Here is a 25,746-nt window from a genome sequence, read left to right as displayed (position 1 = left end):
AAGGTGGATCGATTGACCCGTATGCTGCAGCCCTATGTGGCGGAGCAGCAGCAGGAAGGGCTTGCCGGCCTGATCCGCGACGAGGGCGGCGACCTGCCGGCCCAGCATGCCGCGGTGGACGCGATGGGGCTCGATCCGGCCATCGCGGACGGGCTCAAGCAGCGCCTCGCAGACATGGCGGAAGGCGACCGCAGGGCTGTGGAGAAGGAGCAGGATGCGGCCTTCTCGCGCGTGATGGCCGCAGTGCTCGATCCGGAAACGCAATCGCTGCGCGGCATACCGCTGGCGGATTATTACGCGCTCACGCCGGAAAGGCTGGATACGGTCCGCGCGATCATGGCGGCGAACCTCCGTGGCGATGGGCGCCAAACCATGCTCGTGCCGACCGCTCAAAACCAGCCTTGGGTTGATGGTAATCTTAAAGGCTCGGATCTCATGGCTCCCCTGGATCCGGACCGCAAGCAAGCAGCAGGCGATGAAACGATATCCGCTTCGGCATCACAGGATCGCGGCTATTCACGCGCTACGGATAAAAGCATCGATAAGCCATCCCGCATAATTTTCAATGAAAATGACAACAAGGCGGATAATATCATACTCGCTGGCAGGGCAACGGGCACCAGCTTTCCGATGAGAAAGGAAATTATCGATTATGTAAGAAAGAATAGAAGCTCGATCATATCCACCGCATCCGTTCTTGATGTTCTGAGGACTGCGATTGCAGCAGCGATAGGTGAGGAGTACCGAACCTTCGGCTACGCAAAGGACTGGGCGCCTGACCGCTGGCGATGGGCGTATCTCAAGGTCCGTTCGGATCCTAATGCCTATCTTGAGAGAATGTATAAACTGGACGAGGAAGCCATAAAGGGAAGCACTGTCCAAAACAGCGACAAAAGCTGGGGAAAGGCGGGAAAAATCCGGGATCCCTTGAAACTGGACATTGGCTCTGGAAACTTCAATTTCGGGACGGCGATGTATCTCGTGAAAGAATATATGAAGGAACATCCGGGAAAGGCCGATGATCCCCTGAATTTGAAATTCTATTCCGCAAAATCTCAAAATCTCTATCGGGATATGATGAACGATAAAACGGATATCATCGTTAAATTGACTGGACTAAGGTTGAGAGAAGTTAAGAGTGTCTATGAAAATATAAAGAGTGATGATGATTCGTTTGATAAAAAGTTCAAAGATTCGTATGAAAAAAGCACTGCCACGCAGCGGGATATGCTGCTCGATTTTGGATATCGCAATTCCCTCAAAAGGGTCAAAAAGAGGATAATGGAGCGGAAAGAATATGATGATACGCATTATGACATACCGCTCAGAGATAATTACCAGAATTTCTTTCTTCATCCGCTCAGTCTATATCATCAATTTGAAGAAATTATCAAAGATGATAATGTGTAGATTTCATTTTTCAATATTTTCTAAATTCTATTAGAAAATTTCGATCATATTGATCGAAAGGCGGGTCTGTAGCCAATTGCAGATAATGCTGCTTACTCATTTTAATGGATTTATAATGATCCTGATTCTCTTTCCAATCATCCCATATGGAATTGTTAGGATCCTTGGCTCGCTCCAAAAGATCATTCCTGTCCCTGTAACGATTCAACCAAATGACTGCCGAGGCCGCATCATTGGGCTTCGGTCCCCAAAAGAGAGAGGTATCGAAATAATCTCGATATCCTTCCTTTTCAAAAGGTTTACCGATGGGCCTGCCATGATAGTGGATGCGCGACAGGGCAGCCGCCAGACCATCTCCCATCTTGGCCGGCACTCTCACCGTGCAGGACAACAGGCCCGGTGGCGGCCCTTCGATGCGACCGGGCTGAGCCCAAGACACGCTGACGAGAATATTGGAGTGATCCGTAGTTGGAACGAGCCATGCGACCAGGCCGTCGGCACGAAACCTGCAATCTCCGTCGTCAAGCCAGGTGCATTGATCCATGCGCTGCTTGTTCTGCTTGCGGATCCAGGCCGCATTGCGTTGCCGGACACATTCCTGCTCGAAAAGATCGGCCGCCGCAGCGGCGGATGGTGCGATCGCCTTTTCGGCCGAGGGGGGAGCCGTTTCGATTGGTGGCGTGCATAAAGACAGAGCAAAGCACCCGACCAGGCCAAACGGGAGCAGTATCCATTTGATCAGTCTCGAACGAGCCATCGCCCCCTCCAGCAAGAGACAGTCCCTTCGAAGGCTTGCCTTGTTCTCTTTATGTTTCCTGATGAGGGCGGTGGCAAGAGCGCTCGTGCGTTGCCTATGCCTCGGGGATGAGACCGCCTAACTGCTATGCTCCCACACTGGTCGCCAGCGCCCGCGCTCTCGCCGAGCACGGTGTTTTGGACGGCGATCGACACGCCCGCGCCCATCGCGACTGGGGGCGATACCCTCCCTCATCCGATACACCCCCTATCCAATCCCATCGCGGCGATCTCACGCGGCATCGCCTTTGGCGAATCGAAGCAGGGCTAGACGTTGGCGATCCGCAGGGCCTGACGGATTTCTTTTGAATGTGGCCGGAGGTGCAAGCCGGCGCGTGGCTGGCGCATTCTTGCCCAGCCTCTGGCATGTCGCGCGCAGCTGTCGTAACCGGCCCCGGGGAGAATGCGATGTCGCTGGTGATGCCGGAACCGGATCAGGCCGTCCTCGGCCGCCGCGACGCGATCGTCGCGGCGCTGCAGGCGATCGTGCCGGGCGAGGGCGTGATCAGCGATCCGGATGCGTTGCGGCCCTATGAATCCGATGCGCTGACCGCCTATCGCCAGCCGCCGATGGTCGTCGTGCTGCCCGAGAGGGTCGAGCAGGTGGCCGCGATCCTCGCCTGGTGCCACGGCGAGGGCGTGAAGGTGGTGCCGCGCGGATCGGGAACGTCGTTGTCGGGCGGCGCGCTACCGCTGGCCGACGGGGTGCTGCTCGGCATGAGCAGGTTCAACCGGATCCTCGACATCGACTATGCCGATCGCATCGTCGTCGCCCAGCCCGGCGTCACCAATCTCGCCATCACGCGCGCGGTGGAGGAGGCGGGCTTCTATTATGCGCCCGATCCGTCGAGCCAGATCGCCTGCTCGATCGGCGGCAATGTCGCCGAGAATTCGGGCGGCGTGCATTGCCTGAAATATGGGCTGACGACGAACAATGTGCTGGGCGTCGAGCTGGTGACGATGGAGGGCGAGGTGCTGCGTCTCGGCGGGCGGCAGCTCGATCCGGCTGGGCTCGACCTGCTCGGCGTGATCGTCGGCTCGGAGGGGCTGCTCGGCGTCGTCACAGAGGTGACGGTGCGCATCCTGCCACGGCCGGAGACGGCGCGCGCGGTGCTGCTCGGCTTTCCCAGCGTCGAGAGCGCCGGGCAATGCGTCGCCGACGTGATCGCCGAGGGGATCATCCCGGCCGGCATGGAGCTGATGGACCGCGCCGCCGTCCATGCCGCCGAAGCCTTCGTGCAGGTCGGCTATCCGCTCGACGTCGAGGCGCTGCTGATCGTCGAGCTCGACGGGCCGGCGGCGGAGTGCGATCATCTGATCGAGGCGGTGGCGGCGATCGCGCGGGCGAACGGTGCCGGCACCGCGCGCGTGTCGCGTGACGAGGCGGAGCGGCTCGCCTTCTGGGCGGGGCGCAAGGCGGCCTTTCCGGCGATGGGATCGCTCGCGCCCGATTATCTGTGCATGGACGGCACCATACCGCGCCGCCGGCTGCCGGAGGTGCTGCGCCGGATGCAGCAGCTTTCGGACGCCCATGGGCTGGCAGTGGTCAACGTCTTCCATGCCGGCGACGGCAATCTCCACCCGCTGATCCTGTTCGACACCAACCAGCCGGGCCAGCTCGAGACCGCCGAGGCCTTCGGCAACGACATATTGCGGCTCTGCGTCGAGGTCGGCGGCGTGCTGACCGGAGAGCATGGCGTCGGCGTCGAGAAGCGCGATCTGATGCCGGCTATGTTCGGCGAGGTCGATCTGGCGCATCAGCAGCGGGTGAAATGCGCCTTCGATCCCATGCTGCTGCTCAATCCGGGCAAGGTCTTCCCGACCTTGCACCGCTGCGCCGAGCTCGGCCGAATGCATGTCCATCATGGGCAGCTGCCGCATCCCGATCTGCCGCGCTTCTGATGGCGAGCCTGCGTCCCACCACGCCCGCCGAGCTGGCGGAGGCGGTCGGCGCGGCCGCGGCGTCCGGCGGCCGGCTGGAGATCCGCGGCGGCGCCAGCAAGGCGGCGATCGGCGCGCCCCGCGAGGCGGCGATACTCGACATGCGCGGCTTCACCGGCGTCGTCGACTATGACCCGGCCGAGCTGGTGCTGACCGTGCGCGCCGGCACTCCGCTCGCCGAGATCGAGCGGATGGTGGCGAGGCAGGGGCAGATGCTCGCCTTCGAGCCCTGGGACCATGGCAATCTGTTCGGCTGGCCGGAAGGCCGGGCGACGATCGGCGGCGTGATCGCGGCCGGCGTCGCCGGGCCGCGGCGGCTGACCGCGGGCGGCGCCCGCGATCACCTGCTCGGCTTCAAGGCGGTTTCCGGACGTGGCGAGGCCTTTGTGGGCGGCGCGAAGGTGGTCAAGAACGTCACCGGATATGATCTGCCCAAGCTGATGGCGGGAAGCTGGGGCCGGCTGGCGGCGATCCACGAGCTCTCCCTCAAGGTACTGCCCCGGCCGCGCATGCAGGCGACGATGGTGCTGGAAGGGCTGGAGGATGCCGCGGCCCATGCCGCGATGGCGCGCGCCATGGGGTGCCATGCCGAGGTGTCGGCGGCCGCGCATCTGCCCGCCGCGGTGAATGACGGGCGGGCGCTGACCCTGCTGCGGCTGCACGGTTTCGAGCCGTCCGTCACCGCACGCTGCGCCGTGCTTCCCGGCCTGTTGTCCGAACATGGCCCTGTCGGCCTGATGGAAACGGGCGAGGCGGACGCGCTCTGGCGCGGCATCCGCGATGTCGAGCCGCTGGCCGATGCGGAGACGTTGTGGCGCGTGAGCGTGCCGCCCGCGGGCGGCTGCACCGTCGCCGCCACGCTGGCGCCGCACGGCGCCCGCTGGTTCTTCGACTGGGCGGGAGGCCTCGTCTGGGCGGCGTTCGACGGCGACGCCGCGGTTATCCGGGGTGCGGCGGAGAGAGCGGGTGGCCATGCGATGCTGGTGCGCGCGAGCGAGGCGATGCGGGCTGTGGTGTCCTTTCAGCATCCGCGCGCGGCCGGCGTGATGGCGCTCGAGCGTCGCGTTCGGCGGGCATTCGATCCGACGGGCGTGTTCGAGACGGGTCGCTATCTGGACGAGGCCGATGCGGACTGAATTCAGCGAAGCCCAGCTTGCCGATCCCGCAATGGCATCGTCGGAGGGGGTGATCCGCAAATGCGTGCATTGCGGCTTCTGCACCGCGACCTGCCCGACCTATGTGCTGCTCGGCGACGAACTGGATAGCCCGCGCGGGCGGATCTACCTGATCAAGGACATGCTGGAGAAGGAGCGGCAGCCGAGCGCGGAGACGGTGAAGCATGTCGACCGCTGCCTGTCATGCCTGTCCTGCATGACGACCTGTCCGTCGGGCGTGAACTACATGCATTTGGTCGATCACGCGCGCGCCTATATCGACGCGCGCTACCGCCGGCCGCTGCCCAATCGTCTGATCCGGTCGCTGCTGGCCTGGGTGCTGCCGCATCCGGCCCGGTTCCGGGCGGCGCTGGCGCTGGGCCGGCTCGTGCGGCCGCTGGCGCCGTGGTTCGGCAAGGCGGCGGCGCTGAAGCCGCTGCAGGCGATGCTGGAGCTGGTGCCGGAACGGAAAGAAGGACCGTCTCGACGATCTGGCCCGTCCGTCGTCCCTGCGACCGGGAGGAGCGCTGGGCGCCGCGTGGCGATCCTGCGGGGCTGTGCGGAGCCGGTGCTGAGGCCGGAGATACGCGACGCCACGCTCCGGGTGCTGGCGCGCTCGGGTGTAGCGGTGGTGGAGGCGCCGGGTGAGGCCTGCTGCGGCGCGCTGGTCCACCATATGGGGCGCGAGGCGGCGGGACTGGCGGCGGCGCGGCGCAATGTCGATGCGTGGACGCGGGCGATCGAGGCGGACGGGATCGAGGCGATCCTGATCACCGCCTCGGGCTGCGGGACGACGATCAAGGATTACGGCTTCATGCTGCGCGATGATCCGGCCTATGCGCAGAAGGCGGCGCGGGTATCGGCGCTTGCGAAGGACATCAGCGAATACCTGGATGGGCTCGGCCTTGCAGAGGGCGAGGGGCGAGGGCTCGCCATCGCCTATCACGCGGCCTGCTCGCTGCAGCACGGCCAGAAGGTGACGGAGGCGCCGAAGCGGCTGCTGGAGCGTATGGGCTATCGGGTTCGGGTCCCGGCCGATGCGCATCTGTGCTGCGGATCGGCGGGCACCTACAACATCCTGCAGCCGGAGATTGCCGGGCAACTGGGCGCGCGCAAGGCTGCGGCGCTCGACCGGCTGGATGCCGACGTGATCGTCACCGGCAATATCGGCTGCGCGACCCAGATCGGCCAGCGGGCCGCGCGGCCCGTCGTCCATACCATCGAGCTGATCGACTGGGCTCAGGGCGGCCCCCGTCCTGCCAGCCTCGAATCCACTACCTCTGCCACAAGGAAGAACGCATGAGCCACATCAGCCTCGATCAGGCCCGCATCATCATTGCCACCGCCTTCGCCAAGGGGCAGGAACTGAGCCTGAAGCCGCTGAGCGTGGTGGTGCTGGATGCCGGCGGACACCCGATCGCGTTCGAGCGGCAGGACGGCGCCTCCAGTGGCCGCTTCGCGATCGCGACGGGCAAGGCGGCCGGCGCCTTGTTCCTCGGCGTCCCCAGCCGCAAGGTGGGGGAGATGGCGCTAGAGCGTCCGACCTTCCTGGCGTCGCTGGGTCCGCTCGCGCCGTCCGGTATCGTGCCTGCGGCAGGCGGGGTGATCGTGGTCGATCATGACCGTGCGATCGGCGCTGTCGGCGTCACCGGCGACACCTCCGACAATGATGAGACCGCTGCGCTCGCCGGTATCGCCGCCGCCGGGCTCGCGGCGCAGGCCTGAATATCGGATGCCGCTAGGGCTATCATTCGCAAGCGATCGAGCAATGGCGGCGAACGGTACCCATAATGCTCCCTTGACCAACCGATATATCCAATTGGCGAAAGGGATCGCTCGCCGGTAGACATTGTCCAGGGGACGATGGATGGCGGAAGTTCCGGACTTCTACGAGATTTTGGGGGTGTCGCCATCGTCCGATGAGGACGTAATTCGTGCTGCTTACAAGGCTTTGATGCGGAAATTTCATCCCGACCGAAACATGTCGGCAGATGCAACGCAGCGCGCCGCCGAGATCAATTCCGCCTGGGCCGTGATCGGTGATCCTGCCAAACGCGCCGCCTATGATCGCAGGAGGGCCGATGCGGCGACCATCTGGGGGCAGGTCGCCGCCGCGCAGTCCCGCGCGTCTTCGCCTCCACCGCGGCCTTCTTCCCCACCGCAGATCATTCCGCCGCGGCTCGACTTTCCTCTCTCCCTCTATCGCAAGGGTTTCATCAAGCGGCACCGCACACTGCTCGGCTCGATCGGTGTCGCGCTGGCTCTCGCCATGGTGCTGGAAGTGGTCGCTTCCGATCGCTACCAGCCCGCGGCCGCTGCGGACAGGATCTGGAGCAGCACGGCCGGTGGCGATCGCCGGTCTCTGGGCGATGATGAAGTCGGATCGATACCGTCCGTGGCCAATGTCGGAACGGACATTCTGGATAATTTCATTTCGAGCCAGCATATCGAGAGCGACCGGCTCGCATCCGGAACGGGGCCGCCCGAACTTTCTTATGGGGATATCGAAAAGGGGGTCGGCGATTTCGTCAGAATAAAGGGAAAGGGCGGGCTGCAGGGCGCGCAGCTCTACAGCGAATCCTGCCACAAGGCCGTCGATATCGATCCCGTCTGGTCGAAGGCGGACATGTGCGCGGCATTCGATTCCGCGGCATTCTTCGTCGACCGGCGGCTGGCGGTCGTGAAAGGAACCGATCCCAACGGCTATTTCGTCCTTCAGAAGGAAAATCAGGCCGACAATTACCGCGTTCTCGGCGTCGAGCCGGCTCTGGTGTCGATCAGGCTGGAAACGATCCAGCGCGCGGCGAGCCGGGCGGTCTATTTCGAGATCAGGAATCGCACCGACGGGCCGAAAGCCGACGCGCTCGCGAAAAAGGCCGATGCGGAAAACGAGAAGGCAGCCGTGAGCGGCAACTGAGCGCAGCAGACGGCGAGCCCCCGCCGTAGCCGGCGGAGGACTCTCGTGCGGGCGCGAGCGCTGAGGACGCTATTTCTGCGCGGCCGACCGCTCCTGCAGATAGGCTCGGATCGCCGCGATATCCGCGGCGGGCAGCTTGTCGCGGAAACCGACCATGCCGTTGTCGGCCAGCGCGCCGTCGGCCACCACCGCATCGAAGGCCTGCGCGTCGGCGATCAGCATCGATTTGCGCAGATCCGGCAGGATGCTGCTGATCGCGTTTACGCCGTGACAGACCATGCAATTATTATTGTAGACGATGCGGCCGCGTTCGATCGTGGCGGCGGGTACTTTCGGCGTCTCGGCCTTGAAGGTCGAAACCGGCTCGGGCGGATAGGCCGGCGCGCTTGCGGTGCCGCCGAGCCTGAATACCAGCAACCGGCCGGGCAGGCGGCGATGCTGATGCGCCTGGAAGCCGGCGGAGACTCCCGATCCGCCGAAGCCGGCCATCACCGCGACATATTGGACGTTGCCGACCGCATAGCTGATCGGACCGGCGATGATGCCGTTGCCCGCCTCGTAGCGCCAGAGCTGCTTGCCCGTGTTCGCGGCATAGGCATAGAAATAGCCGTCCGATGTGCCTTCGAAGACGAGATCGCCGCCGGTCGCCAGCACCCCGCCATTATTCTGATAGGGATGCTCGACTGCCCAGCGCGGCTTGCCGGCGATAGGATCCCAGGCGATCAGCGCACCGGTCTGGCTGGCGGCGATCGGCGCGATCTGATCGTCGGGGATGGCGGCGGGGGCGAGTTCGATGCCGGTGTTCCAGCCCTGCTTGCGATACTGGAAGGGCTTTTGCGGCGTGTAGAGCTGCGCATTGTTCCGCGAGATCGGGAAATATGCGAGGTTGAGCCGCGGGTTGAACGCCATAGGATACCAGTTGTGGCTGCCCGATGCCCCCGGCATGAGCAGCACCGGCTTTTCCGGATAGCGAATATCAGGTTTCTCGATCGGACGGCCGTTGTTGGGATCGATGCCGCTCGCCCAGTTGATCTGGGTGTAGGGCGTCGCGCTGATCGGTTTCCCGGTCGTCCGATCGATGACGTAGAACAGCCCGTTCTTCGGCGCCTGCATCAGCACCTTGCGCGGCTTGCCGTCGATGACGAGATCGGCCAGCGCGATCGGCTGCGTCGCGGTATAGTCCCAGCTTTCCTGCGGATTTTCCTGATAGTGCCAGATGTAGCGGCCGGTATCCGGATCCAGCGCGACGATCGAGGCGAGGAAGAGGTTGTCGCCCTTGCCGTCCGATCGCACGAAATAATTATAGGGCCCGCCATTGCCGACGCCGATGTAGAGCCGGCCCAGTTCCTCGTCATACACGATCGAGTCCCAGACGGTGCCGCCACCGCCGCCCTCGTCATACCAGCGGCCCGACCAGGTGGACGCGGCCTTGGCCATGATCGGATCGGACGCTGCTCCGTCGGGCCCTTTCTTCGGATCTCCGGGCACAGTGTAGAAGCGCCAGACGAGCTTGCCGGTGGCCGCGTCATAGGCGCTCACATAGCCGCGCACGCCATATTCCGCGCCGCCGTTGCCGATGATCACCTTGCCGCGCACGACACGCGGCGCACCCGTAATCGTGTAAGGCTTGGCCGGATCGGTGGTCTGCACGGACCAGGCCGGCTTGCCTGTCGTCCGGTCGAGCGCGATCAGTCGGCCGTCGAGCGTGCCGACGAAGACATGGCCGCCATCCACCGCCACGCCGCGATTGACCACGTCGCAGCAGGCATCGAAGCCTTTGGCGCCCTTTACCTGCGGATCATAGGACCAGAGAGGCGTGCCGCTTGCGGCGTCGAAGGCGAACACCTTGCTCCAGGCGGTGGAGACATAGAGCTTGCCGTCGACGACGATCGGCGTCGCCTCCTGGCCGCGATCCGTGTCGAACTCATGATACCAGGCGAGACCGAGGCCAGCGACGTTTGCCTGGCTGATCTGGCCGAGCGGGGAAAAGCGCTGCTCGCTCGCGGTGCGGCCGTGCATCGCCCAATCCCGCGCAGACGGGTCTGAAAGGCTGTCCTGCGAAGGCACCATGGTGAAGGCGGCGCCGGAAAGAAGGGTCACGCCAAGTACGGCGACACGCCAGATCGATTTCAAGACCCTCTCCCCTTACGCATTTTGTCAATATTTTCGCGCATTGACGATGTGATGCGTGCTAGAATAAACCAAAATGCCCGTCAAATGTCGTGATGGCAGATTGATGCGCGCAGAGAAAGAAGCGGGGGCTTTCGATTCCCGGACATGGTTTTTGATAGGAGCAGGATCATGAACTCGGCGGAGCGGGCCGGCCAGGGTGGTGAGGTGGATGTCGTCGTCATCGGTGCGGGCTTTGCGGGGCTCGCCATGGCGAACCGGCTGCAGGAAAACGGCTTCTCCATGCAGGGGTTCGAGGCGGGCGGTGATGTCGGGGGTACCTGGTACTGGAATCGGTATCCCGGCGCGCGCTGCGACGTGCAGAGCATGGAATATAGCTACCGTTTCTCCGAGGATCTGCAGCAGCAATGGGAATGGAGCGAGCATTTCTCGCCCCAGCCGGAAATCTTGCGCTATGCGGGCCACGTCGCGGACCGCTTCGATCTGCGGCGTCACTTCCGCTTCCACACGCGCGTGCTGGGCGCGCGTTTCGACGAAGCGCGCGGGCGCTGGATCGTCGCGACGTCCGATGGCGCTGAAACGGTGGCGCGCTTCCTCGTTACCGCCGTCGGCTGCCTCTCCGCGTCCAACGTGCCGGACATAGCCGGGCTCGACAGCTTTCAGGGCCTGCTCGTCCATACCGGAAGCTGGCCGCACGAGGGCGTGGACCTCGCCGGCAAGCGCGTCGGCGTGATCGGCACCGGATCGTCCGGCGTACAGGCTATTCCGATGATCGCCCGTGAGGCGGCGGAACTGACCGTCTTCCAGCGCACCGCATCCTATTGCGTGCCGGCGCACAACCGGCCGCTCGATCCCGCCGATGCCGCCAAGATCAAGAGCGATTACAAGGCGTTCCGCGATCATTGCGGCAAGCAGTTCGGTGCCGTGACCGGAGAACCTGGTACCAAGAGCGCGCTGGAAGTGGACGATGCCGAGCGCAAGCGCATCTATGAGGAAGCCTGGGCGCGCGGCGGCCTTTCGTTCCAGGGCGCCTTCTACGATCTCAGCTACGACATGAAGGCCAACGACACCGCCTCGGCCTTCTTCCGCGACAAGATCCATGAGATCGTCAAGGATCCGGAAACGGCGGACAAGCTGGTGCCGAAGCATCGCCTGGGCGTGAAGCGGCTGTGCATCGATACCGGCTATTACGACACCTACAACCGGCCCAACGTCCATCTGGTCGACCTGAAGCAGGAGCCGATAGAACGCGTCACCGAAACCGGCGTACGTGCGGGCGGCAAGGACCATCCGCTCGACATATTGGTGCTGGCGACCGGCTATGATGCGATCACAGGACCGTTGCTGCGCATGGACATTCGCGGCCGCGGCGACCGCCGGCTGCGGGACGACTGGGCGGACGGAGCGCAATCCTATCTCGGCCTCGGCGTCGCCGGCTTTCCGAACATGTTCATCGTGTCGGGACCGGGCAGCCCCTGCGTGCTCACCAACATGATCTATTCGATCGAACAGCATGTCGACTGGATCGCGGACTGTCTCGTCCATCTGCGCACGCAAGGCCTGAACCTGATCGAGGCGGACGAGACGGCGCAGGAGACATGGGGCGAGGAACTGAACGCGATGGCCGCCGGCACATTGCTGGCGACAGGCAACAGTTGGTACACCGGCGCAAATATAGACGGGAAACCACGTCGTTTCATGATTCATCTCGATTATCCGGCCTATGTCGGACGATGCGAGAAAGTGGCGGCAGAGGGATATAGTGGGTTCACGGTGGCGCCCTGACCTTGATTGAACCTTCTTCCGCGCGGGGGAGAGGGCCAAAGATCATCCCAGTGCTTCGTGCGCGGCGATCATCTCCTCGCAGAAGTCAATGAATGCGCGGACTTTCGCGGCGCGATGGTGGCGCGACGGGAAGAGGGCATAGAGCGGAAAGCGCTCTTCAGCCCAGTCGGGGAACAGATCGACCAAGGCGCCGCTCCGGATCCAGGCGCGCGTGCCGATCTCCAGCACCTGCGCGATGCCCGCGCCCGCGACGCAGACGTCGAGCAACGTGTTGCTATCCGACAGCAGCAGCCGTGAGCGGAACGTCACCGGCATGATCGTGCCTTTGCGGTGAAACTCCCACGCGAAGGGGCGGCCGGTGCCGACATCGAGAAAATCGATGCAGTCATGGTCCGCAAGATCGGACGGGTGGGACGGCCGGCCGCGCGTGGCGAGATAGGCGGGCGATGCGACGGTGAGGATGCGCGTGTCGGTCAGCTTGCGTGCGACGAACGAGCCGGTGGGCGGATCGCCGAAGCGGATGGCGAGATCGAAGCCGTCCGCGACGAGATCGCCCACCGCATCCCGAGCCACCAGTTCCAGCGACAGATCGGGATGGCTGCCAAGAAAAGCCGCGATGCGATCGGCCAGCACGATGCGCGCGAAGAATGGATCGACGTTGACGCGCAGGCGGCCGCGCACGAGACTGGCGGATCCTGCAGCCTCGTGCGCAGCTTCCTCGATCGCGGCCAGATGCGGTGCGACGCTCTCGTAGAAGCGTCGGCCCTCGTCGGTGAGCGAGAGGGCGCGAGTGGTGCGATCGATGAGGCGGATGCCGACGCGCGCCTCCAGCCGGGCAAGCGCGCGGCTGGCGCCGGAAGGCGAAAGGCCGATCGCACCGGCGGCGCGCACGATCGATCCTGCCTCCACCACCGCCATCAGCACGGTCACGCCGGACAGCAGGCGGCCGTCATAGGCCATGGGTTCACTCCTGACAACAGATCACGACTGATATGACATAAGCGCATTGGGATCAGTAGTCTCCAAATTGCATAAGACGGAGCGAGGCGGGCAAAGTCCTGCCGAACCTGTTTCCCCGCACTGGCGGGAATGCGGAAAGGACAATTCAATGTTTGCGATCATGGGAGCGACCGGCAAGGTCGGCGGCGCGGCCGCGCGCGCTTTGCGTGCAGCGGGACAGCCTGTGCGGGCGATCGTGCGCGATGCTGCCAAGGGGGCGCCATGGGCGGGCCTGGGTTGCGAGATCGCTGTTGCCGATCTGGATGCGCCGGACGCCTTGGCGCGGGCTTTTGCCGGGACGGAGGGGGTGTTCGCGATGCTCCCGTCGGTGTTCGATCCTTCGCCCGGTTTTCCGGAGGCACGGGCGATGATCGCGACGCTGCACGCCGCGCTGGTCTCCTCCCGGCCGGCCCATGTGGTCGCGCTCTCCACCATCGGTGCGGATACGACGCGGCCGAACCTGCTCAATCAGCTGGGATTGCTGGAGGAAAGGCTTGGCACGTTGCCGTTTCCCGTCACCTTCCTGCGGCCGGCCTGGTTCATCGACAATGCCGCGGCCGATGTGGCATCCGCCCGAGACGAGGGGGTGATCCGCAGCTATTTGCAGCCGCTCGATCGGCCGGTGCCGATGATCGCCGCGCAGGATGTCGGCCATTGTGTCGCCGACCTGCTGCGCGAGGAAACGCATGCGCATGTCGTCGAACTGGAGGCGGCGGAGCGCGTAACGCCCCTGGCACTGGCATCGGCCTTTTCCCAGGCGCTCTCCCGACCGGTGCAGGCCGAGGCGGTGCCGCGTGCGAGGTGGGAGGCGATCTTCCGCGAGCAGGGCATGCGCAATCCGGTTCCGCGCATGCAGATGATCGACGGTTTCAATGCCGGCTGGATCGATTATCCCGATCGCGGCGCCGGTGCCCGAAAAGGCAAGACTGGTCTAGACGCTGCGATCGCAGCTTTGGTAGCCGCCGCCTGATCGGGCGGCGGCTCACCCGATCAGAAGCGGACAGTGGCGTCCACCCCGAAGCTGCGCGGGAAATTATAGTTGCGCGTCACGATATTGCCGAAGGACGGGCCGAAATCGATTCCGGCTGTGCGCGACGCATCGTTGAAGATGTTCTTGACGAACACCGTCGTTGTCAGCGTCGTGCCGCCGATCGGGATCTTGCTGAAGATCACGCGGCCGTCGACGATCTTTTGCGAATCCGCTAGCGTCGAATAGATGTTGGGGTTGGTCGCAGGGTCCGTGCTGTAGGGCAAGGCGGCATATTTCGAATTATAGTTGAAATCGACCGCGACATTGACCTGAAGATTGTCTGCCTGGAACAACCGTGCATCGCCGCTGACCGTCGCCTGCCAGCGCGGCACGAAGGCGAAGGCCTGTGTTTTCGCAATATTGGGGCCGCCTTCCGTTCCAAAATATTGGGTGAAGCGCGGATCGGTGTGCCCGACATTGCCCGACAGCATCAGCCAGTCGACCGGCTTGGCCTGCGCCTCCAGCTCGAAACCCTTGATCTTGGACTTGGCGCCGTTGGCGGTGAGCGTCACGAAGCCGTTCGGACCGGCCTTGAAGATGGCGATCTGCTGATTGTCGTGCTTGTCGAAAAAGGCGGCGGCGTTGAGGATCAGGCGGCCGCCGAACAAGCGCAGCTTGGAGCCGACCTCGATCGATTTGACGGTTTCGGGGGCATAGGGGGTCGTCGCGGCGACGAGATCGGTGGCGTCGACGGAGAAGCCGCCGCTTTTGAAACCCTCGGCATATTTGGCGTAGACGTTGAACGCGGGCGTGAACGAGTATTTGGCGATGAAAGTCGGCGTCGAGCCATGGAAGCTGGCAGCCGAGATGGTTCCCGCTGGAATGGTGACGAAGCCGCCGGCCGATGCGAAGCGGTCGCTCGTCTTGCGTTCGTGGCTATAGCGGTAGCCGGCGGTCAGCACGAGCTTGTCGTCGAGGATCGGCGGCGTGTAATCGACCTGTGCGTAGATGGCGTCGGCATTGGTGGTGAAGGTGTCGAGCGATTCCAGCGTCGTTCCGAAGAATTGCTGCGGGTTGCTGTTGTCGCCCTTGTCGTGGAAATAATAGAGGCCGCCGGTATAAACCAGCCGGCCGAGCTTGCCGGTGACCTGGATCTCCTGCGAGAATTGATGATAGTCGAGATTCGATCCGCCGGCGGCGATCGGCAGCGGCGTGCCATCGAGATCGAGCGACTGGAGCCACTTCATCGTGCGATAGGAGGTGATCGATTTCAGCGTCGCTTCGCCGAGCGAGAGCGTGCCGGTGAGCGTGTGGGTGAAGGTCTTCACCCGATCCGCCATCTTCGCATTGTCGACGCCGCCAGTCGCGTAGCTGGTGTCGGTGCGGCCGTTCTGCAGATAGAGATAGAGTGGCACGCCAACATAGTTGGATGAATTGGGATCGAATATGCCGCCTTGTCCGATGGATTGCAGAACGCCTGCGATCGGCGTGTTGTGGACCCGGTTATAATCGAAGGTGTAGTCGAGCGTCAGATTGTCGACCGGCCGGTAACGCACCGCCGCGCGGAAGGCTTCGCTGCGCTCGTCGCCGATGCGCTTCACCGTGGGATCCTGGCCGGGGATCGCCGGATAGGGATTGTCACGCACATGGACGAAGCCGTTGCGGCGCGAGATCAGCCCGGCGAGCTTGATGCTGATATTATTGAATTCAGGCAGGTCCAATGAAAACTGGCCGAGCTTGCGACCATAATCGCCGGCGCCGAGTTTCGCCCAGCCGCCGAATGTGCCGCTCGGCTTCTTGGTGACGATGTTGACCGCACCGGCCAGCGTGTTGCGGCCGAACAGCGTGCCCTGCGGACCGCGCAGCACCTCGATGTGATCGATGTCGGCGACGTCTACGGTCGAACCCACGGCCTTACCGATATAGACGCCGTCGATATACATGGCGGCGGCCGGTTCGTAGCCCGGATTGGGATTGGTCGTCACCGATCCGCGGATCTGGATGTAGGTCGTCACGTTGCTGCTGCTCTCGACGACCTTGACGTTGGGCGCGAGCCCATCGAGCGCGGTCACTTCGGTGATGTTGCGGGTCTGCAGCGCCTCGCCGGTAAAGGCGGTGATCGCCACCGGCACGTCATGCAGATTCTCGTTGCGCCGCCGCGCGGTGACGACGATATCGCCGAGACCGGTGGCGGCCTCGCTGACCGATGCCGGCGCAGCCGCATCCTGCGCGTGGGTGGGCATGGCGGCGAGCGCGCTCATCGACACGGCGGCACACAGCGTCCTGCGCGCCACGATGCGGCGCACGACCGAAGCTTTCATCTTTCACTCCCCTTAGTGTTTTGGACTTGATATCATTCTGTCGAAGATCCCGGCGTCAGCGTTGCGAGGAGATGTTTCCTCCATCCACGACGATTTCGGACGCGGTGATGTAGCTCGCTTCGTCGGACAGCAGGAAACGGACGACACGGCCGATCTCCTCGGGCTCGCCGATCCGCTCCATCAGGATCCGTTTCTCGAAATAGCGATCGGGCAGCGCATCGACCGAGGGCTTCATCATCGGAGTCATGATCTGGCCTGGCGAGACCGAGTTGACGCGGATGCCGTCCTTCGCCAGCCGGTCCGCGAGCGAGCGGACGAGCGAGAGCACGCCGCCCTTGGCGGCGGTGTAGATCGGGTTGACGGCGTTGCCGAGCGTGGCGTTGATCGACGCGGTGGCGACCACGGCAGAGCCCGGATTGCTCTTCAGATCTTCGAGGAAAGCCTGCAGCAGCAGCACGATCGGGCGCAGATGGATGTTGATGCCGTCGTCCCAGCTTTCGATGGTGATGCCTTCCAGCGAGGCGGTGTCGACGATGCCGGCGCAATGCACGATGCCGCCGATCGACGGCAGCGCCGCACGGCTGGCCTCGGCCGCTTCCTTGATGGCGTGCGGATCGCGCACATCGACGGCGAGCCCGATCGCGGCAACGCCGAATTCCGAACGGACCTGCCCGGCAGCGCTTTCGGCGCGCGCACCGTCGATGTCCCATAGCGCGACGGCGCGGCCCACTGCAGCCAGCGCGCGCGCGGAGGCGAAGCCGAGGCCGGAGGCGCCCCCGGTGATCACGACGCCGGTGTTCGGCGAGGCGAGGTTGGGACGGATGTCGGTACCCGGCATGGCTTCTCCCCATTAATTATTATGCCTACATGTTAGTAGGTTTAATTGCGCTATCAGGCACGGCGCGGTCGAGTCAAGCGCGCTTGCAAGCCGTAACGGAGCTTGCCACGACGAGAACAAAGGACGGGACGACGACATGATCGAAGGGCAGACACGGGTACGCAGGGGGCCGCCGCGCGGATCGATCCGCAGCGAGACGCGGGGCGAGATTGTCCGTCATGCCGAACGGGTCTTCGCGGAGGTCGGCTTTTCGGGATCCAGCCTGGACATGATCGCCGACGTCGTGGGCATCAGGCGCCCGTCCGTCCTGCACCATTTCCGGTCCAAGCGCGAAATATACGATTGCGTGGAGCAGTCGATCATCGAGGAACTGGCGGCGCGGACGGAGCAGCGGAGCAGCCGAGGCACTCCGTTCGAGCGGATGACCGGCCTCATCGATACCTGGCTCGATTTCATGATCGAACGGCCGACCGCGGCGCGGATCATGGCGCGCAACAGCTCGGACCTCACCTCGCGCGCGCCCGATCCGGTGCAATTTTCTGAACGCATCCTGCTGCTGTTCGAAGCGATCGTGGACGAAGGCCGGGCGTGTGGCGCGTTCGGGCCGGTCGAGCCGATGATGGCGCTCAACATCCTGGGCGCCGGCATCATCAACTATGTGTGCAATGCCGGTCAGTTGGGCGAGGCGCGCCGTTACGACTTCGCCGATCCGGCGCGGATCGCCCGCTATCGCGGCCTGCTCCACCGCACGGCCCGGACGCTGCTGTTGCCCGACGGCTGAGCGCCATGCGCGGCACGGCTTCGCATCGACGTGTGCGACACCCCGTTGCAGCTGCTTCCACACCTGACTAACGTTCGTTCGGTAGGGATGGCCGAGTCCCTGCCGACCCTGACGAACGAGGGCACAGGAGAGTGGGATGCAGAATCTGAACGGGCGCGTCGCCGTGATCACGGGCGCGGCCAGCGGCGTGGGCAAGCAGCTGGCGCTGCGGCTGGCACGCGAAGGCGTGAAGGTCGCGCTGGCGGACATCGAGCAGGGCGCGCTGGACGAGGCGGTGGCCGAGGTACGCAAGGCGGGCGGGACCGCGTTCGGCCATGTCACGGACGTGTCGCAGCGCGCGGCGGTCGATGGGCTGCGTGACGCGGTGCTCGCGGAATATGGCAAGGTCCATCTCGTCTTCAACAATGCCGGCGTCGGCGGCGGTGGTGGGCCGACCATCTGGGAAACCAGCGAGGATGCGTTCCGCTGGGCGATGGACGTCAATTATTTCGGGCCGCTCAACGGCATCCTCTCCTTCATGCCCGTGCTGATCGAGCAGGGCGAGGAGGCGCTGATGACGTCCACCTCGTCCGGCGCGGGGATCGTATTTCCGCCGAGCGGCGCGGCCTATTCCTCGTCCAAGGCGGCGCTGATCGCGCTGATGGAGGTGCTGGCCTATCAACTGCAGATGGCCGGATCGAAGGTGAAGGCCGCGATCCTCTTTCCGGGCCCGCATGTCGTCGACACGCGGCTGTTCAGTTCGCATCGCAATGTCCAGGAGCGATATGGCGATCCTTCGCTGCGCGCGGGCGGCGGTATCAACAATGTCGACGAGTTCCAAGCGGCCATGCGCCACTTGATCGGCCATGAAGTGCCATTGACGCAACCGGAGGACTTTGCGGAGGAAGTCTACGCCTCGATCCTGCGCGACGATTTCTATATCCTGCCGCTGGAAGAGCGGACCAAGAACGCCATCCGGAAACGCTATGAGGACATGCTAGAGCGGCGCCAGCCCGCCATTCCGGACATGATGTGAGGAGGATCGGATGCTTCATGACAGCATAAGCGCGGACGAGCAGGCCTATCGCGACATCTTCGATCGGCTGCGCGCGCGGGCGCCGGCGCTGGCGCGGACCAGCGCGGACGAGCGCATCGCCAAGCTCAAGCGGCTCTACCAGGCGGTTTACGACTTGCGCGGCGAGATCGGCGAGGCAGGGCTCGAGGAACTGGGCATGGACGGTCGGCTCGCGCTGCTGCCGCTCAAGGAGGAGATCGGCTTCGTTTCCGAGCGGCTCGCAGGGTGGATGGAGCGCGAGGAAGTGGAGCAGGTGCCCTCGCTCATGGGCCGGCGCGGCTATATCCATTGGGAACCGAAGGGCGTGGTGCTGCATCTCGCCACCTGGAATTCGCCGGTGCTGATCAGCCTGTCGCCACTGGTGACGATGCTCGCCGCGGGCAATGCAGTGGTGCTGAAGCCCTCGGAACTGGCGCCGCTGTCCGCCGATCTCGTCGCGAAGGTGATCGAGAAGGCCGGGCTGACCGATGATGTGGCCGTCGTCACCGGCGGGCCGGAGACGGCGCAGGCGCTGTTGAAGCTGCCGTTCAACCATGTCTGCTATGTCGGCAACAACCGCGTCGGCCGGCTGGTGATGGAGGCCGCGGCCAAGCATTTCGCGGGCGTCACCCTGGAGATGGGCGGCAAGAATCCGGTGATCGTGGAGCGCGATGCCGATCTCGACGATGCGGCGGCCAAGATCAGCTTCGGCCGGCACCTCGTCGCGGGCCAAGTGTGCCTTTCGCCCGACTATGTGCTGGTCCACGAAAGCGTGCGCGAACCGTTCGTCGCCGCGCTGAAGACGAAGATCGCCGCTTTCTACGATCCCGAGGGCAAGGGCTTCCAAGCGTCGCCCGACCTGCCCCGCATCGTCAACACGCGGCATGCGGCGCGGATCAAGGGGCTGATCGACGATGCCGTCGCCAAGGGCGCGACGGTGGCGCTGGGTGGGGAGGCGGACGTCGAGGCACGTTTCGTCGCGCCGACCGTGCTCGAAAATGTCGGCGAGACGATGGAAATCTTCCACGAAGAGGTGTTCGGGCCGGTGTTGACCGTGCAGGGCTTCTCCTCGCGGGAAGAGGCCGCGCGGGAAATCGCCGGGCGGCCCAATCCGCTGGGCCTCTACATCTTCACGAAGGATCGCGCGACCGTCGACTGGTATATCGATCATACGCGGGCCGGATCGACCGCGGTGAACGCGGTCGCGGCGCAGGCGAATATCGGCACGCTGCCCTTCGGCGGATCCAATCATAGCGGCATCGGCCGGCTGGGCGGCCGTGCCGGCTTCCGCGAATTCTCGAACGGCCGCGGGGTCGTGGAGGATGCGCTGGATCCGGCCGTCGGCACGCCGGCCGCCTATCCGCCGTTTCCGCCGGAAATGGCGGCCTATGTCGATCATATGCTCGCTCCGGGCTGAGCCTGGGAGAGCTGCGTCCTCCCGAGCGGAAACGGGGAGGATTCAAGGGAAGGACCACAATGGCCGAGGCCGATAAGCCCAATCTGCTGCAAATCTATCATATCAACCTCAACAGTACCGACCTCGATCGCACCGTCGCCTTCTACGAACTGATCGGCTTCAGGCGGTCCATCGATCTCAGCGATCCGATAGGCGATCTGCCGACCGGCTTTGCGGAGATCGGACTTGCCCGGCCGCTGGCCTTGCCGGACGATCTTGCCGGTCGTGCCGTGCTGATGGCGACAGGCGACGATCCGCGCGGCACGCGCCTCGACATCGTCGAATGGAGCGCGCCCGTGCAGCGCGGGCCGGCGCGTATCGGCCTGGCGCAGCCCGGTGTGGGGCGCATCGCGCTCAAGGTGCGCGATGCCGCGGCCATCCATGCCGCGCTCGTCGCGGCCGGGCATCGGCCGTATAGCGAGCCGTGCCGCGTGGTGATGGCGGGGCAGCCCTTCATGGTCTTCTGCGTCGAGGATCCGGACGGCATCGTCATCGAATTCATGCAGTTCCAGCGCGCCTGATGCGCGCGGCGATCGCTACCGCGCACGGCGCCCCGTTGGAGATCGTCGACGATCTCGAGGTCGAGGATCCCCGGCCGGGCTACGTTCGCGTGCGGATCACCCATTGCGGCGTCTGCCATTCGGACGAGCATACGCTGCAGGGCGGCTTCGGCGATCATCTGCCGATCATCGTGGGGCATGAGGCGGCGGGCATCGTCGATCGCGTCGGCGAGGGCGTGTCGCACGTCGCGCCGGGCGATCCGGTCGCTCTGACGCCGATGCCGGCATGCGGGCGCTGCACCTATTGCTGCAACGGCAATCCCGCCTGCTGCGACGAAGCGCGGATCTGGATGAGCGGCCTGTTCGCCGACGGCACGACGCCGTTCCGCTGGCGCGGCCGGGAGGTGTTTCGCGGCAACGGCATGGGCGGCTGGGCGGAGATGACGGTGCTCAACGCCGCGGGGGTGGTGCCGGTGCCGGCGGGCACGCCGCTGGACCAGGCATGCCTGCTCGCCTGTTCGATCCAGACCGGCGTCGGGGCGGTGTTCAACACCGCCCGTGTCGAGGCTGGCGATCATGTGCTGGTGATGGGGCTGGGCGGCGTCGGCCAGGCGATCGTGCAGGGCGCGCGGATCGCGGGGGCTACGCGCATCATCGCCAGCGATCCGATCGCGGAGCGGCGCGAGGCGGCGCTGGCGTTCGGCGCGACGGATGTGATCGATCCGGCGGGATGCGAGGTGGTGCGAACGGTGCGCGCGCTCACCGGCGGCCCCGGCGTACGCCACGCCTTCGATGCGGTGGGATCGCCGGAGTTGGTCGCGCTCGGCGTGCGCGCGACGATGCCGGGCGGATCGATCGTGCTGGTCGGTGCCTTCCAGGCCGAGGACCGGCTGGGCCTGGTCTCGCCGAACCAGCTCATCGGCCAGGAGAAGCGCATTCTGGGCTGCAATGTCGGCACCGCTTATGCGCCGCGCGACTATCCGCGCTATCTGGAGATGTGGCGCGCCGGCCTGCTGCGGCTGGCGCCGATGGTGACGCGGCAGCGTCCGCTCGAAGAGGTCAATGCGGCGCTCGCCGATCTGCGCGCGGGGATCGGCATCCGCACGGTGCTGACGCTGTGAGCGCGGATCCTGCATGTCTGTCATCTTTTGACGGTCACGCGGTAGCCTTCGGACATGGTCATGCACGCGATGCTGCCCTCTATTTCCGGATCAGGGGATGGTGGCCGAGATGGGTGGATTGCAGACAGGGCGGCGAGCGGTGAGTGCCGGCGAAGCCGGATCCGGACGACCGCCGGGCCGTCCGCGGCTGCTGACCGTCGAGCAGGTGGTCGAGACGGCGCTGGCGCTCGGCCTCGAAAATTTCAGCCTCAAACGCATCGCCGACACGCTCGGCGTCGGCCTTGCGACGCTCTACCAATATGTCGGCAGCCGCGACGAACTGCTGCAGCGCACGGTTTCGCTGCAGGTGGAGCGGTTGCCAATCGCGGTCGACCAGGGGCAGCCCTGGTGGGATTATGTGGTCTGCTATGCGCGCGGGCTGCAGGCGCTGCTCGCCGATCATCCGCAGATAGCGAGCCAGTTCGTCGCATCCGGCTTCGGCATGGAAGCGGAGCTGCGCATCGCGGATCGCTTCATGCGCGCGATGGCGGCGCGCGGTTTCGCCGACGATCAGGCGATGCGGCTGTTCCGCGCAGCGGGCTATATCACGGTCGGTGCGGCCGTGTGCCTGCGCCGGGCCGAGGTGAGCCGCAGGCGCTGGGCCGATCCCGACATGGCCGCGCGGATGCAGCTCGAGAGCTTCGATCGCGATCGGCTGTCGACGCTGCACGGGCAGCTGCATGGCTATACCGAGAATATCGATGATCTGGCGGCGGAACTGCTCCGTCCGCTGCTGACGGAAATTGCCGAGGCGCGGGGCGAAACGCTCCCCGAGCGGCCCTGGCCCTCCACCCCCAAGCCTGTAGAGGACATATGCTGGAATTGAGCCGCAGGACTGCGTTCGGAGCCGAGCACGACCAGTTTCGCGAAGCGGTGCGCAAGCTGTTCGATCGCGAACTCTATCCCAATCTCGATCGGTGGGAGGCGGAAGGCATCGTCGATCGCGCTTTCTGGCTGCGCTGCGGCGAGGCCGGGCTGCTCTGCCCGCAGGTGCCGGAGGAGTATGGCGGGCTGGGCCTGGATTACGGATTCATCGCGGTGGTCAACGAGGAGCTGAACTATGCCGGTTCCTCGGCAGGGCTCAACCTGCATACAGACATCGCGTGCGACTATATCCTCGATTATGGCGACGAGGCGCTGAAGCGGGCCTGGCTGCCGAAGATGGTGACCGGCGAGGCGATCGCCGCGATCGCGATGACCGAACCCGGCGCCGGATCCGATCTGAAGGGTATCCGCACCAGCGCCCGGCGCGACGGCGATCATTATGTGGTGAACGGACAGAAGACCTATATCACCAACGGCCAAAATGCCGATTTCGTGATCGTCGTCGCCAAGACCGATCCGGATGCGGGCGCCAAGGGCATCAGCCTGATCATCGTCGAGGCCGATCGGCCGGGCTTCACCAAGGGCCGAAACCTGGACAAGATCGGCCAGCACAGCGCCGATACGTCCGAACTCTTCTTCGCAGACGTGCGTGTGCCGGTGGGCAATTGTATCGGCGAGGAAGGCAAGGGTTTCGTCTATCTGATGCAGCAATTGCCGCAGGAACGGCTCACCGTCGCGATCGCCGCGCAGGCCAATGCCCAGCGCGCCTATGACGAGACGGTTCGTTTCGTGAAGGAACGCCAGGCATTCGGGAAGAGTGTGTTCGATTTCCAGAATACCCGCTTCGTCCTAGCCGACATCAAGACCAAGCTTCAGCTCGGCTGGGCGCATGTCGACTGGTGCCTGACCCGCCACATCGCCGGTGAACTCGATCAATATGAGGCCTCCGCCGCCAAGCTCTGGCATACCGAGACGCAGTGGCAGATCATCGATGCCTGCCTGCAACTGCATGGCGGCGCTGGCTATATGAACGAATATCCGATCGCCCGGCTGTTCCGCGACGCCCGCGTGACCCGCATCTATGGCGGAACGAGCGAGATCATGAAGGAGCTGATCAGCCGCTCGATCTGAGAGGCGGGCAGGGGCGGTGCCGCCCTCGATCAGGCGGCCTCGTCCCAGTCCTCCGCTTCGTCCCATTGCCACTCGGGCGGCTCGGGCTCGTCGCGGCCCGGCGGTGCGCAGCCATGGGTGCGCCAGTGACGGCGGTGGAGATCATAGTCGGCGACGCGTTCGCGGGTCTCGGCGATGAGGGCGGCGGCTTCGTCGGGGTCGAGATCGGGGCGGGCGTTCAGCGACCAGCGCTGGTCGGGGCAGCGGGAAAGCCAGAAGAGGATGGCCGTGAGCGAGGGCGGCTGCTCGACGCGGGTCCGGGTGCGGATGATGTCGCCATCGTCGTTACGGAAGATCTTCTCGCGGACATGGCTGTAGCCGGTGGCGCGGGCGAAGAGGGCGGCTTCGACGGCATCGTCTGCAACGTCTTTGGGAAGGCGTACGGCTTGGCCGAAGGCGGCGTGGCGGAGTGTCCATTGGCGGATGGTGGTGGTGGTGACGCCGAAGGCGCGGGCGAGATCGCGGTCGAGCGCGCCTTGTCCGGCCAGCGCGCGGGCCAAGGGCACGAAGGCGGGGTCGTAGCGCGCTGCGGGTGCGGGCGGATCGGCGTCGATGGGTTCGACGAGGGGGGCGGTGATCGGTGCCGGCAGAGGGGGGTGTATGCGATGAGGGAGGGTATCGCTTTCCTCCTTCCCGTCATCCCAGCGCAAGCTGGGATCGCTTTCAACCGTCGGCCGGTCGCCCGTGGAGAGCGATCCCAGCTTGCGCTGGGATGACGGGTATGGGGCGGGCGTTTCGAGGATCTGGAGCGGATCGATATCGTCGGTGGGCGCAGTCGCAGGAGCGAGCGCGTCGATGCGGGCGAGCGTGTCGGCGTCGCCCGCCATCTCCGGCTCGCCGTCGATCGCAGCGCACCAGGCCTCATAGGCGACATGCTCGATCTCGCGCAGCGTCTCTTCGGTAGGCGTGAGATCGTCGGGTCCGGCTCGTCGGATCACCATCGGTGCGGCCCAGCGCTCGGGGCGGCGGATGCGCAGCCAGAAGGCGGCGGCCTTGTCATTGGGCGGGACATGTTCGGTGACGGTGGTGCGGATCAGTTCGCCGTCCTTCAGGGCGAGCTGCTCGGTCTCGCGGTCATGGCCGGTGGCCAGCCGGAACAGCGCGCGTTCGACGGCGGCGTCCGCCGCTTCCGGAGACAGGCGGCAGGCGGCGGCGAAGTCGGGATGCTGCTGCTTCCATGCGCGGATGGTCGTGAAGGGCACGCCGAAGGCGGTGGCGAGATCCTTGTCGAGCGCGCCGCGCGCCGCAAGCGTGCGGGCGACGGGGATCAAAGCGGGGCTGTAGTCGGTCATGGCAGCGAGGCTGGCATGACGGCGGGGATTGCCGGGAGATTTCTCTGCAAGGAACTGAAAGCGCTCTACGACAGGAGCGAATCCTACCACAGAAGGGAATGACGATCCCCGACCGAGCAATTCAGTGACGATGCCTTATGGAATGGCGTCTGTGGACGCCCCTTCGGATGCAAGCGGTAAATCGGGGTGGATTGGCAGGTAGTCGGATGCTGTCATCTGTCCGGCCTCGATGAGCAGCGCCATAGCTGCGGGCCAGTATGGGAGTTCGC

At 64.7% G+C, this 25,746-nt stretch carries 21 protein-coding genes; 15 read left to right on the top strand and 6 right to left on the bottom strand.

Annotated elements, in window-relative coordinates; all coding sequences use genetic code 11:
* Window positions 1–12 precede the first annotated feature (12 nt).
* Window positions 13–1,410, top strand: coding sequence for a hypothetical protein (locus GQY20_RS20625; RefSeq protein WP_157219047.1), 1,398 nt, complete (start codon window positions 13–15; stop codon window positions 1,408–1,410).
* Between the two features lie 10 nt (window positions 1,411–1,420).
* On the opposite strand, the gene GQY20_RS20620 is transcribed toward GQY20_RS20625, so the two are convergent.
* On the bottom strand, window positions 1,421–2,167 hold the full coding sequence (locus GQY20_RS20620; protein ID WP_157219046.1) for a hypothetical protein: 747 nt from the start codon (window positions 2,165–2,167) through the stop codon (window positions 1,421–1,423).
* 446 nt (window positions 2,168–2,613) lie between these two features.
* On the opposite strand from GQY20_RS20620, the gene GQY20_RS20615 reads away from it, so the two are divergent.
* From GQY20_RS20615 to GQY20_RS20595, 5 genes are all read left to right on the top strand, one after another.
* On the top strand, window positions 2,614–4,107 hold the full coding sequence (locus tag GQY20_RS20615) for an FAD-linked oxidase C-terminal domain-containing protein (RefSeq protein ID WP_157219045.1): 1,494 nt from the start codon (window positions 2,614–2,616) through the stop codon (window positions 4,105–4,107).
* Complete coding sequence (gene glcE / locus GQY20_RS20610; protein ID WP_157219044.1) at window positions 4,107–5,282, top strand: glycolate oxidase subunit GlcE; 1,176 nt, start codon at window positions 4,107–4,109, stop codon at window positions 5,280–5,282. The genes GQY20_RS20615 and glcE overlap by 1 nt, the downstream gene beginning before the upstream one ends.
* Window positions 5,272–6,603 carry a glycolate oxidase subunit GlcF gene (glcF, locus tag GQY20_RS20605; protein WP_157219043.1) on the top strand — a complete coding sequence of 444 codons (1,332 nt, stop codon included), beginning with the start codon at window positions 5,272–5,274 and terminating at the stop codon, window positions 6,601–6,603. The genes glcE and glcF overlap by 11 nt, the downstream gene beginning before the upstream one ends.
* Window positions 6,600–7,025, top strand: coding sequence for a GlcG/HbpS family heme-binding protein (locus tag GQY20_RS20600; protein WP_157219042.1), 426 nt, complete (start codon window positions 6,600–6,602; stop codon window positions 7,023–7,025). Before glcF ends, GQY20_RS20600 begins: the two co-directional genes overlap by 4 nt.
* 142 nt (window positions 7,026–7,167) lie before the next feature.
* Window positions 7,168–8,217, top strand: a complete 1,050-nt coding sequence (locus tag GQY20_RS20595; protein ID WP_157219041.1) for a J domain-containing protein — start codon at window positions 7,168–7,170, stop codon at window positions 8,215–8,217.
* A 69-nt stretch (window positions 8,218–8,286) separates the two neighbouring features.
* Here the strand turns inward: GQY20_RS20595 and GQY20_RS20590 are convergent, their stop codons facing one another.
* A complete protein-coding gene (locus GQY20_RS20590; protein WP_232476176.1) occupies window positions 8,287–10,350 on the bottom strand; it encodes a PQQ-dependent dehydrogenase, methanol/ethanol family in 2,064 nt (687 codons plus the stop codon).
* A 168-nt stretch (window positions 10,351–10,518) separates the two neighbouring features.
* Between GQY20_RS20590 and GQY20_RS20585 the strand changes: the two genes are divergently transcribed.
* Window positions 10,519–12,132: a flavin-containing monooxygenase gene (locus GQY20_RS20585; RefSeq protein ID WP_157219040.1), complete on the top strand. Its 1,614-nt coding sequence runs from the start codon at window positions 10,519–10,521 to the stop codon at window positions 12,130–12,132.
* 42 nt (window positions 12,133–12,174) lie between these two features.
* Here the strand turns inward: GQY20_RS20585 and GQY20_RS20580 are convergent, their stop codons facing one another.
* Window positions 12,175–13,092, bottom strand: a complete 918-nt coding sequence (locus GQY20_RS20580) for a LysR family transcriptional regulator (protein ID WP_157219039.1) — start codon at window positions 13,090–13,092, stop codon at window positions 12,175–12,177.
* A gap of 148 nt (window positions 13,093–13,240) precedes the next feature.
* Here GQY20_RS20580 and GQY20_RS20575 point away from each other — a divergent pair, with 148 nt between their 5' ends.
* Window positions 13,241–14,101, top strand: coding sequence for an NmrA family NAD(P)-binding protein (locus GQY20_RS20575; protein WP_157219038.1), 861 nt, complete (start codon window positions 13,241–13,243; stop codon window positions 14,099–14,101).
* 20 nt (window positions 14,102–14,121) lie between these two features.
* On the opposite strand, the gene GQY20_RS20570 is transcribed toward GQY20_RS20575, so the two are convergent.
* Together GQY20_RS20570 and GQY20_RS20565 are read right to left on the bottom strand one after the other, a co-directional pair.
* A complete protein-coding gene (locus GQY20_RS20570; RefSeq protein WP_157219037.1) occupies window positions 14,122–16,422 on the bottom strand; it encodes a TonB-dependent receptor in 2,301 nt (766 codons plus the stop codon).
* A gap of 55 nt (window positions 16,423–16,477) precedes the next feature.
* Window positions 16,478–17,260, bottom strand: a complete 783-nt coding sequence (locus GQY20_RS20565; RefSeq protein WP_157219036.1) for an SDR family NAD(P)-dependent oxidoreductase — start codon at window positions 17,258–17,260, stop codon at window positions 16,478–16,480.
* A 136-nt stretch (window positions 17,261–17,396) separates the two neighbouring features.
* Here GQY20_RS20565 and GQY20_RS20560 point away from each other — a divergent pair, with 136 nt between their 5' ends.
* The 7 genes from GQY20_RS20560 (at window position 17,397) to GQY20_RS20530 (ending at window position 24,146) form a co-directional block, all read left to right on the top strand.
* Window positions 17,397–18,041, top strand: coding sequence for a TetR/AcrR family transcriptional regulator (locus GQY20_RS20560; RefSeq protein ID WP_157219035.1), 645 nt, complete (start codon window positions 17,397–17,399; stop codon window positions 18,039–18,041).
* 136 nt (window positions 18,042–18,177) lie between these two features.
* Complete coding sequence (locus GQY20_RS20555; RefSeq protein ID WP_157219034.1) at window positions 18,178–19,056, top strand: SDR family NAD(P)-dependent oxidoreductase; 879 nt, start codon at window positions 18,178–18,180, stop codon at window positions 19,054–19,056.
* Between the two features lie 10 nt (window positions 19,057–19,066).
* Window positions 19,067–20,491, top strand: coding sequence for an aldehyde dehydrogenase family protein (locus tag GQY20_RS20550; RefSeq protein WP_157219033.1), 1,425 nt, complete (start codon window positions 19,067–19,069; stop codon window positions 20,489–20,491).
* A gap of 59 nt (window positions 20,492–20,550) precedes the next feature.
* Window positions 20,551–21,051 carry a VOC family protein gene (locus GQY20_RS20545; RefSeq protein ID WP_157219032.1) on the top strand — a complete coding sequence of 167 codons (501 nt, stop codon included), beginning with the start codon at window positions 20,551–20,553 and terminating at the stop codon, window positions 21,049–21,051.
* Window positions 21,051–22,151 (top strand): Zn-dependent alcohol dehydrogenase, encoded by a 1,101-nt coding sequence (locus GQY20_RS20540; RefSeq protein WP_157219031.1) that lies wholly within the window; start codon window positions 21,051–21,053, stop codon window positions 22,149–22,151. Before GQY20_RS20545 ends, GQY20_RS20540 begins: the two co-directional genes overlap by 1 nt.
* A 97-nt stretch (window positions 22,152–22,248) precedes the next feature.
* On the top strand, window positions 22,249–23,016 hold the full coding sequence (locus tag GQY20_RS20535) for a TetR/AcrR family transcriptional regulator (protein ID WP_157219030.1): 768 nt from the start codon (window positions 22,249–22,251) through the stop codon (window positions 23,014–23,016).
* Entirely contained in the window at window positions 23,004–24,146 is a 1,143-nt protein-coding gene (locus tag GQY20_RS20530; protein ID WP_157219029.1) for an acyl-CoA dehydrogenase family protein, read from the top strand. Before GQY20_RS20535 ends, GQY20_RS20530 begins: the two co-directional genes overlap by 13 nt.
* A 29-nt stretch (window positions 24,147–24,175) precedes the next feature.
* Here GQY20_RS20530 and GQY20_RS20525 read toward each other — a convergent pair whose 3' ends face one another.
* On the bottom strand, window positions 24,176–25,477 hold the full coding sequence (locus GQY20_RS20525) for a hypothetical protein (protein ID WP_157219028.1): 1,302 nt from the start codon (window positions 25,475–25,477) through the stop codon (window positions 24,176–24,178).
* Window positions 25,478–25,746 lie beyond the last annotated feature (269 nt).

It is taken from the genome of Flavisphingomonas formosensis, assembly GCF_009755815.1.
In the GTDB taxonomy this organism is placed as follows: Bacteria; Pseudomonadota; Alphaproteobacteria; order Sphingomonadales; family Sphingomonadaceae; genus Flavisphingomonas; species Flavisphingomonas formosensis.
The sequence above is the reverse complement of the archived record's forward strand: the minus strand, read 5'-3'. Positions and strand labels throughout refer to the sequence as shown.

Bases quoted from the DNA above. Each gene is read 5' to 3' on its own strand.
- GQY20_RS20620 (WP_157219046.1), bottom strand. From the start codon at position 2,167: ATGGCTCGTTCGAGACTGATCAAATGGATACTGCTCCCGTTTGGCCTG.
- GQY20_RS20535 (WP_157219030.1), top strand. From the start codon at position 22,249: ATGGTGGCCGAGATGGGTGGATTGCAGACAGGGCGGCGAGCGGTGAGT.
- GQY20_RS20595 (WP_157219041.1), top strand. From the start codon at position 7,168: ATGGCGGAAGTTCCGGACTTCTACGAGATTTTGGGGGTGTCGCCATCG.
- glcF (WP_157219043.1), top strand. From the start codon at position 5,272: ATGCGGACTGAATTCAGCGAAGCCCAGCTTGCCGATCCCGCAATGGCA.
- GQY20_RS20540 (WP_157219031.1), top strand. From the start codon at position 21,051: ATGCGCGCGGCGATCGCTACCGCGCACGGCGCCCCGTTGGAGATCGTC.
- GQY20_RS20585 (WP_157219040.1), top strand. From the start codon at position 10,519: ATGAACTCGGCGGAGCGGGCCGGCCAGGGTGGTGAGGTGGATGTCGTC.
- GQY20_RS20560 (WP_157219035.1), top strand. From the start codon at position 17,397: ATGATCGAAGGGCAGACACGGGTACGCAGGGGGCCGCCGCGCGGATCG.
- GQY20_RS20530 (WP_157219029.1), top strand. From the start codon at position 23,004: ATGCTGGAATTGAGCCGCAGGACTGCGTTCGGAGCCGAGCACGACCAG.
- GQY20_RS20600 (WP_157219042.1), top strand. From the start codon at position 6,600: ATGAGCCACATCAGCCTCGATCAGGCCCGCATCATCATTGCCACCGCC.
- GQY20_RS20565 (WP_157219036.1), bottom strand. From the start codon at position 17,260: ATGCCGGGTACCGACATCCGTCCCAACCTCGCCTCGCCGAACACCGGC.
- GQY20_RS20570 (WP_157219037.1), bottom strand. From the start codon at position 16,422: ATGAAAGCTTCGGTCGTGCGCCGCATCGTGGCGCGCAGGACGCTGTGT.
- glcE (WP_157219044.1), top strand. From the start codon at position 4,107: ATGGCGAGCCTGCGTCCCACCACGCCCGCCGAGCTGGCGGAGGCGGTC.
- GQY20_RS20555 (WP_157219034.1), top strand. From the start codon at position 18,178: ATGCAGAATCTGAACGGGCGCGTCGCCGTGATCACGGGCGCGGCCAGC.
- GQY20_RS20615 (WP_157219045.1), top strand. From the start codon at position 2,614: ATGTCGCTGGTGATGCCGGAACCGGATCAGGCCGTCCTCGGCCGCCGC.
- GQY20_RS20525 (WP_157219028.1), bottom strand. From the start codon at position 25,477: ATGACCGACTACAGCCCCGCTTTGATCCCCGTCGCCCGCACGCTTGCG.
- GQY20_RS20545 (WP_157219032.1), top strand. From the start codon at position 20,551: ATGGCCGAGGCCGATAAGCCCAATCTGCTGCAAATCTATCATATCAAC.
- GQY20_RS20580 (WP_157219039.1), bottom strand. From the start codon at position 13,092: ATGGCCTATGACGGCCGCCTGCTGTCCGGCGTGACCGTGCTGATGGCG.
- GQY20_RS20550 (WP_157219033.1), top strand. From the start codon at position 19,067: ATGCTTCATGACAGCATAAGCGCGGACGAGCAGGCCTATCGCGACATC.
- GQY20_RS20575 (WP_157219038.1), top strand. From the start codon at position 13,241: ATGTTTGCGATCATGGGAGCGACCGGCAAGGTCGGCGGCGCGGCCGCG.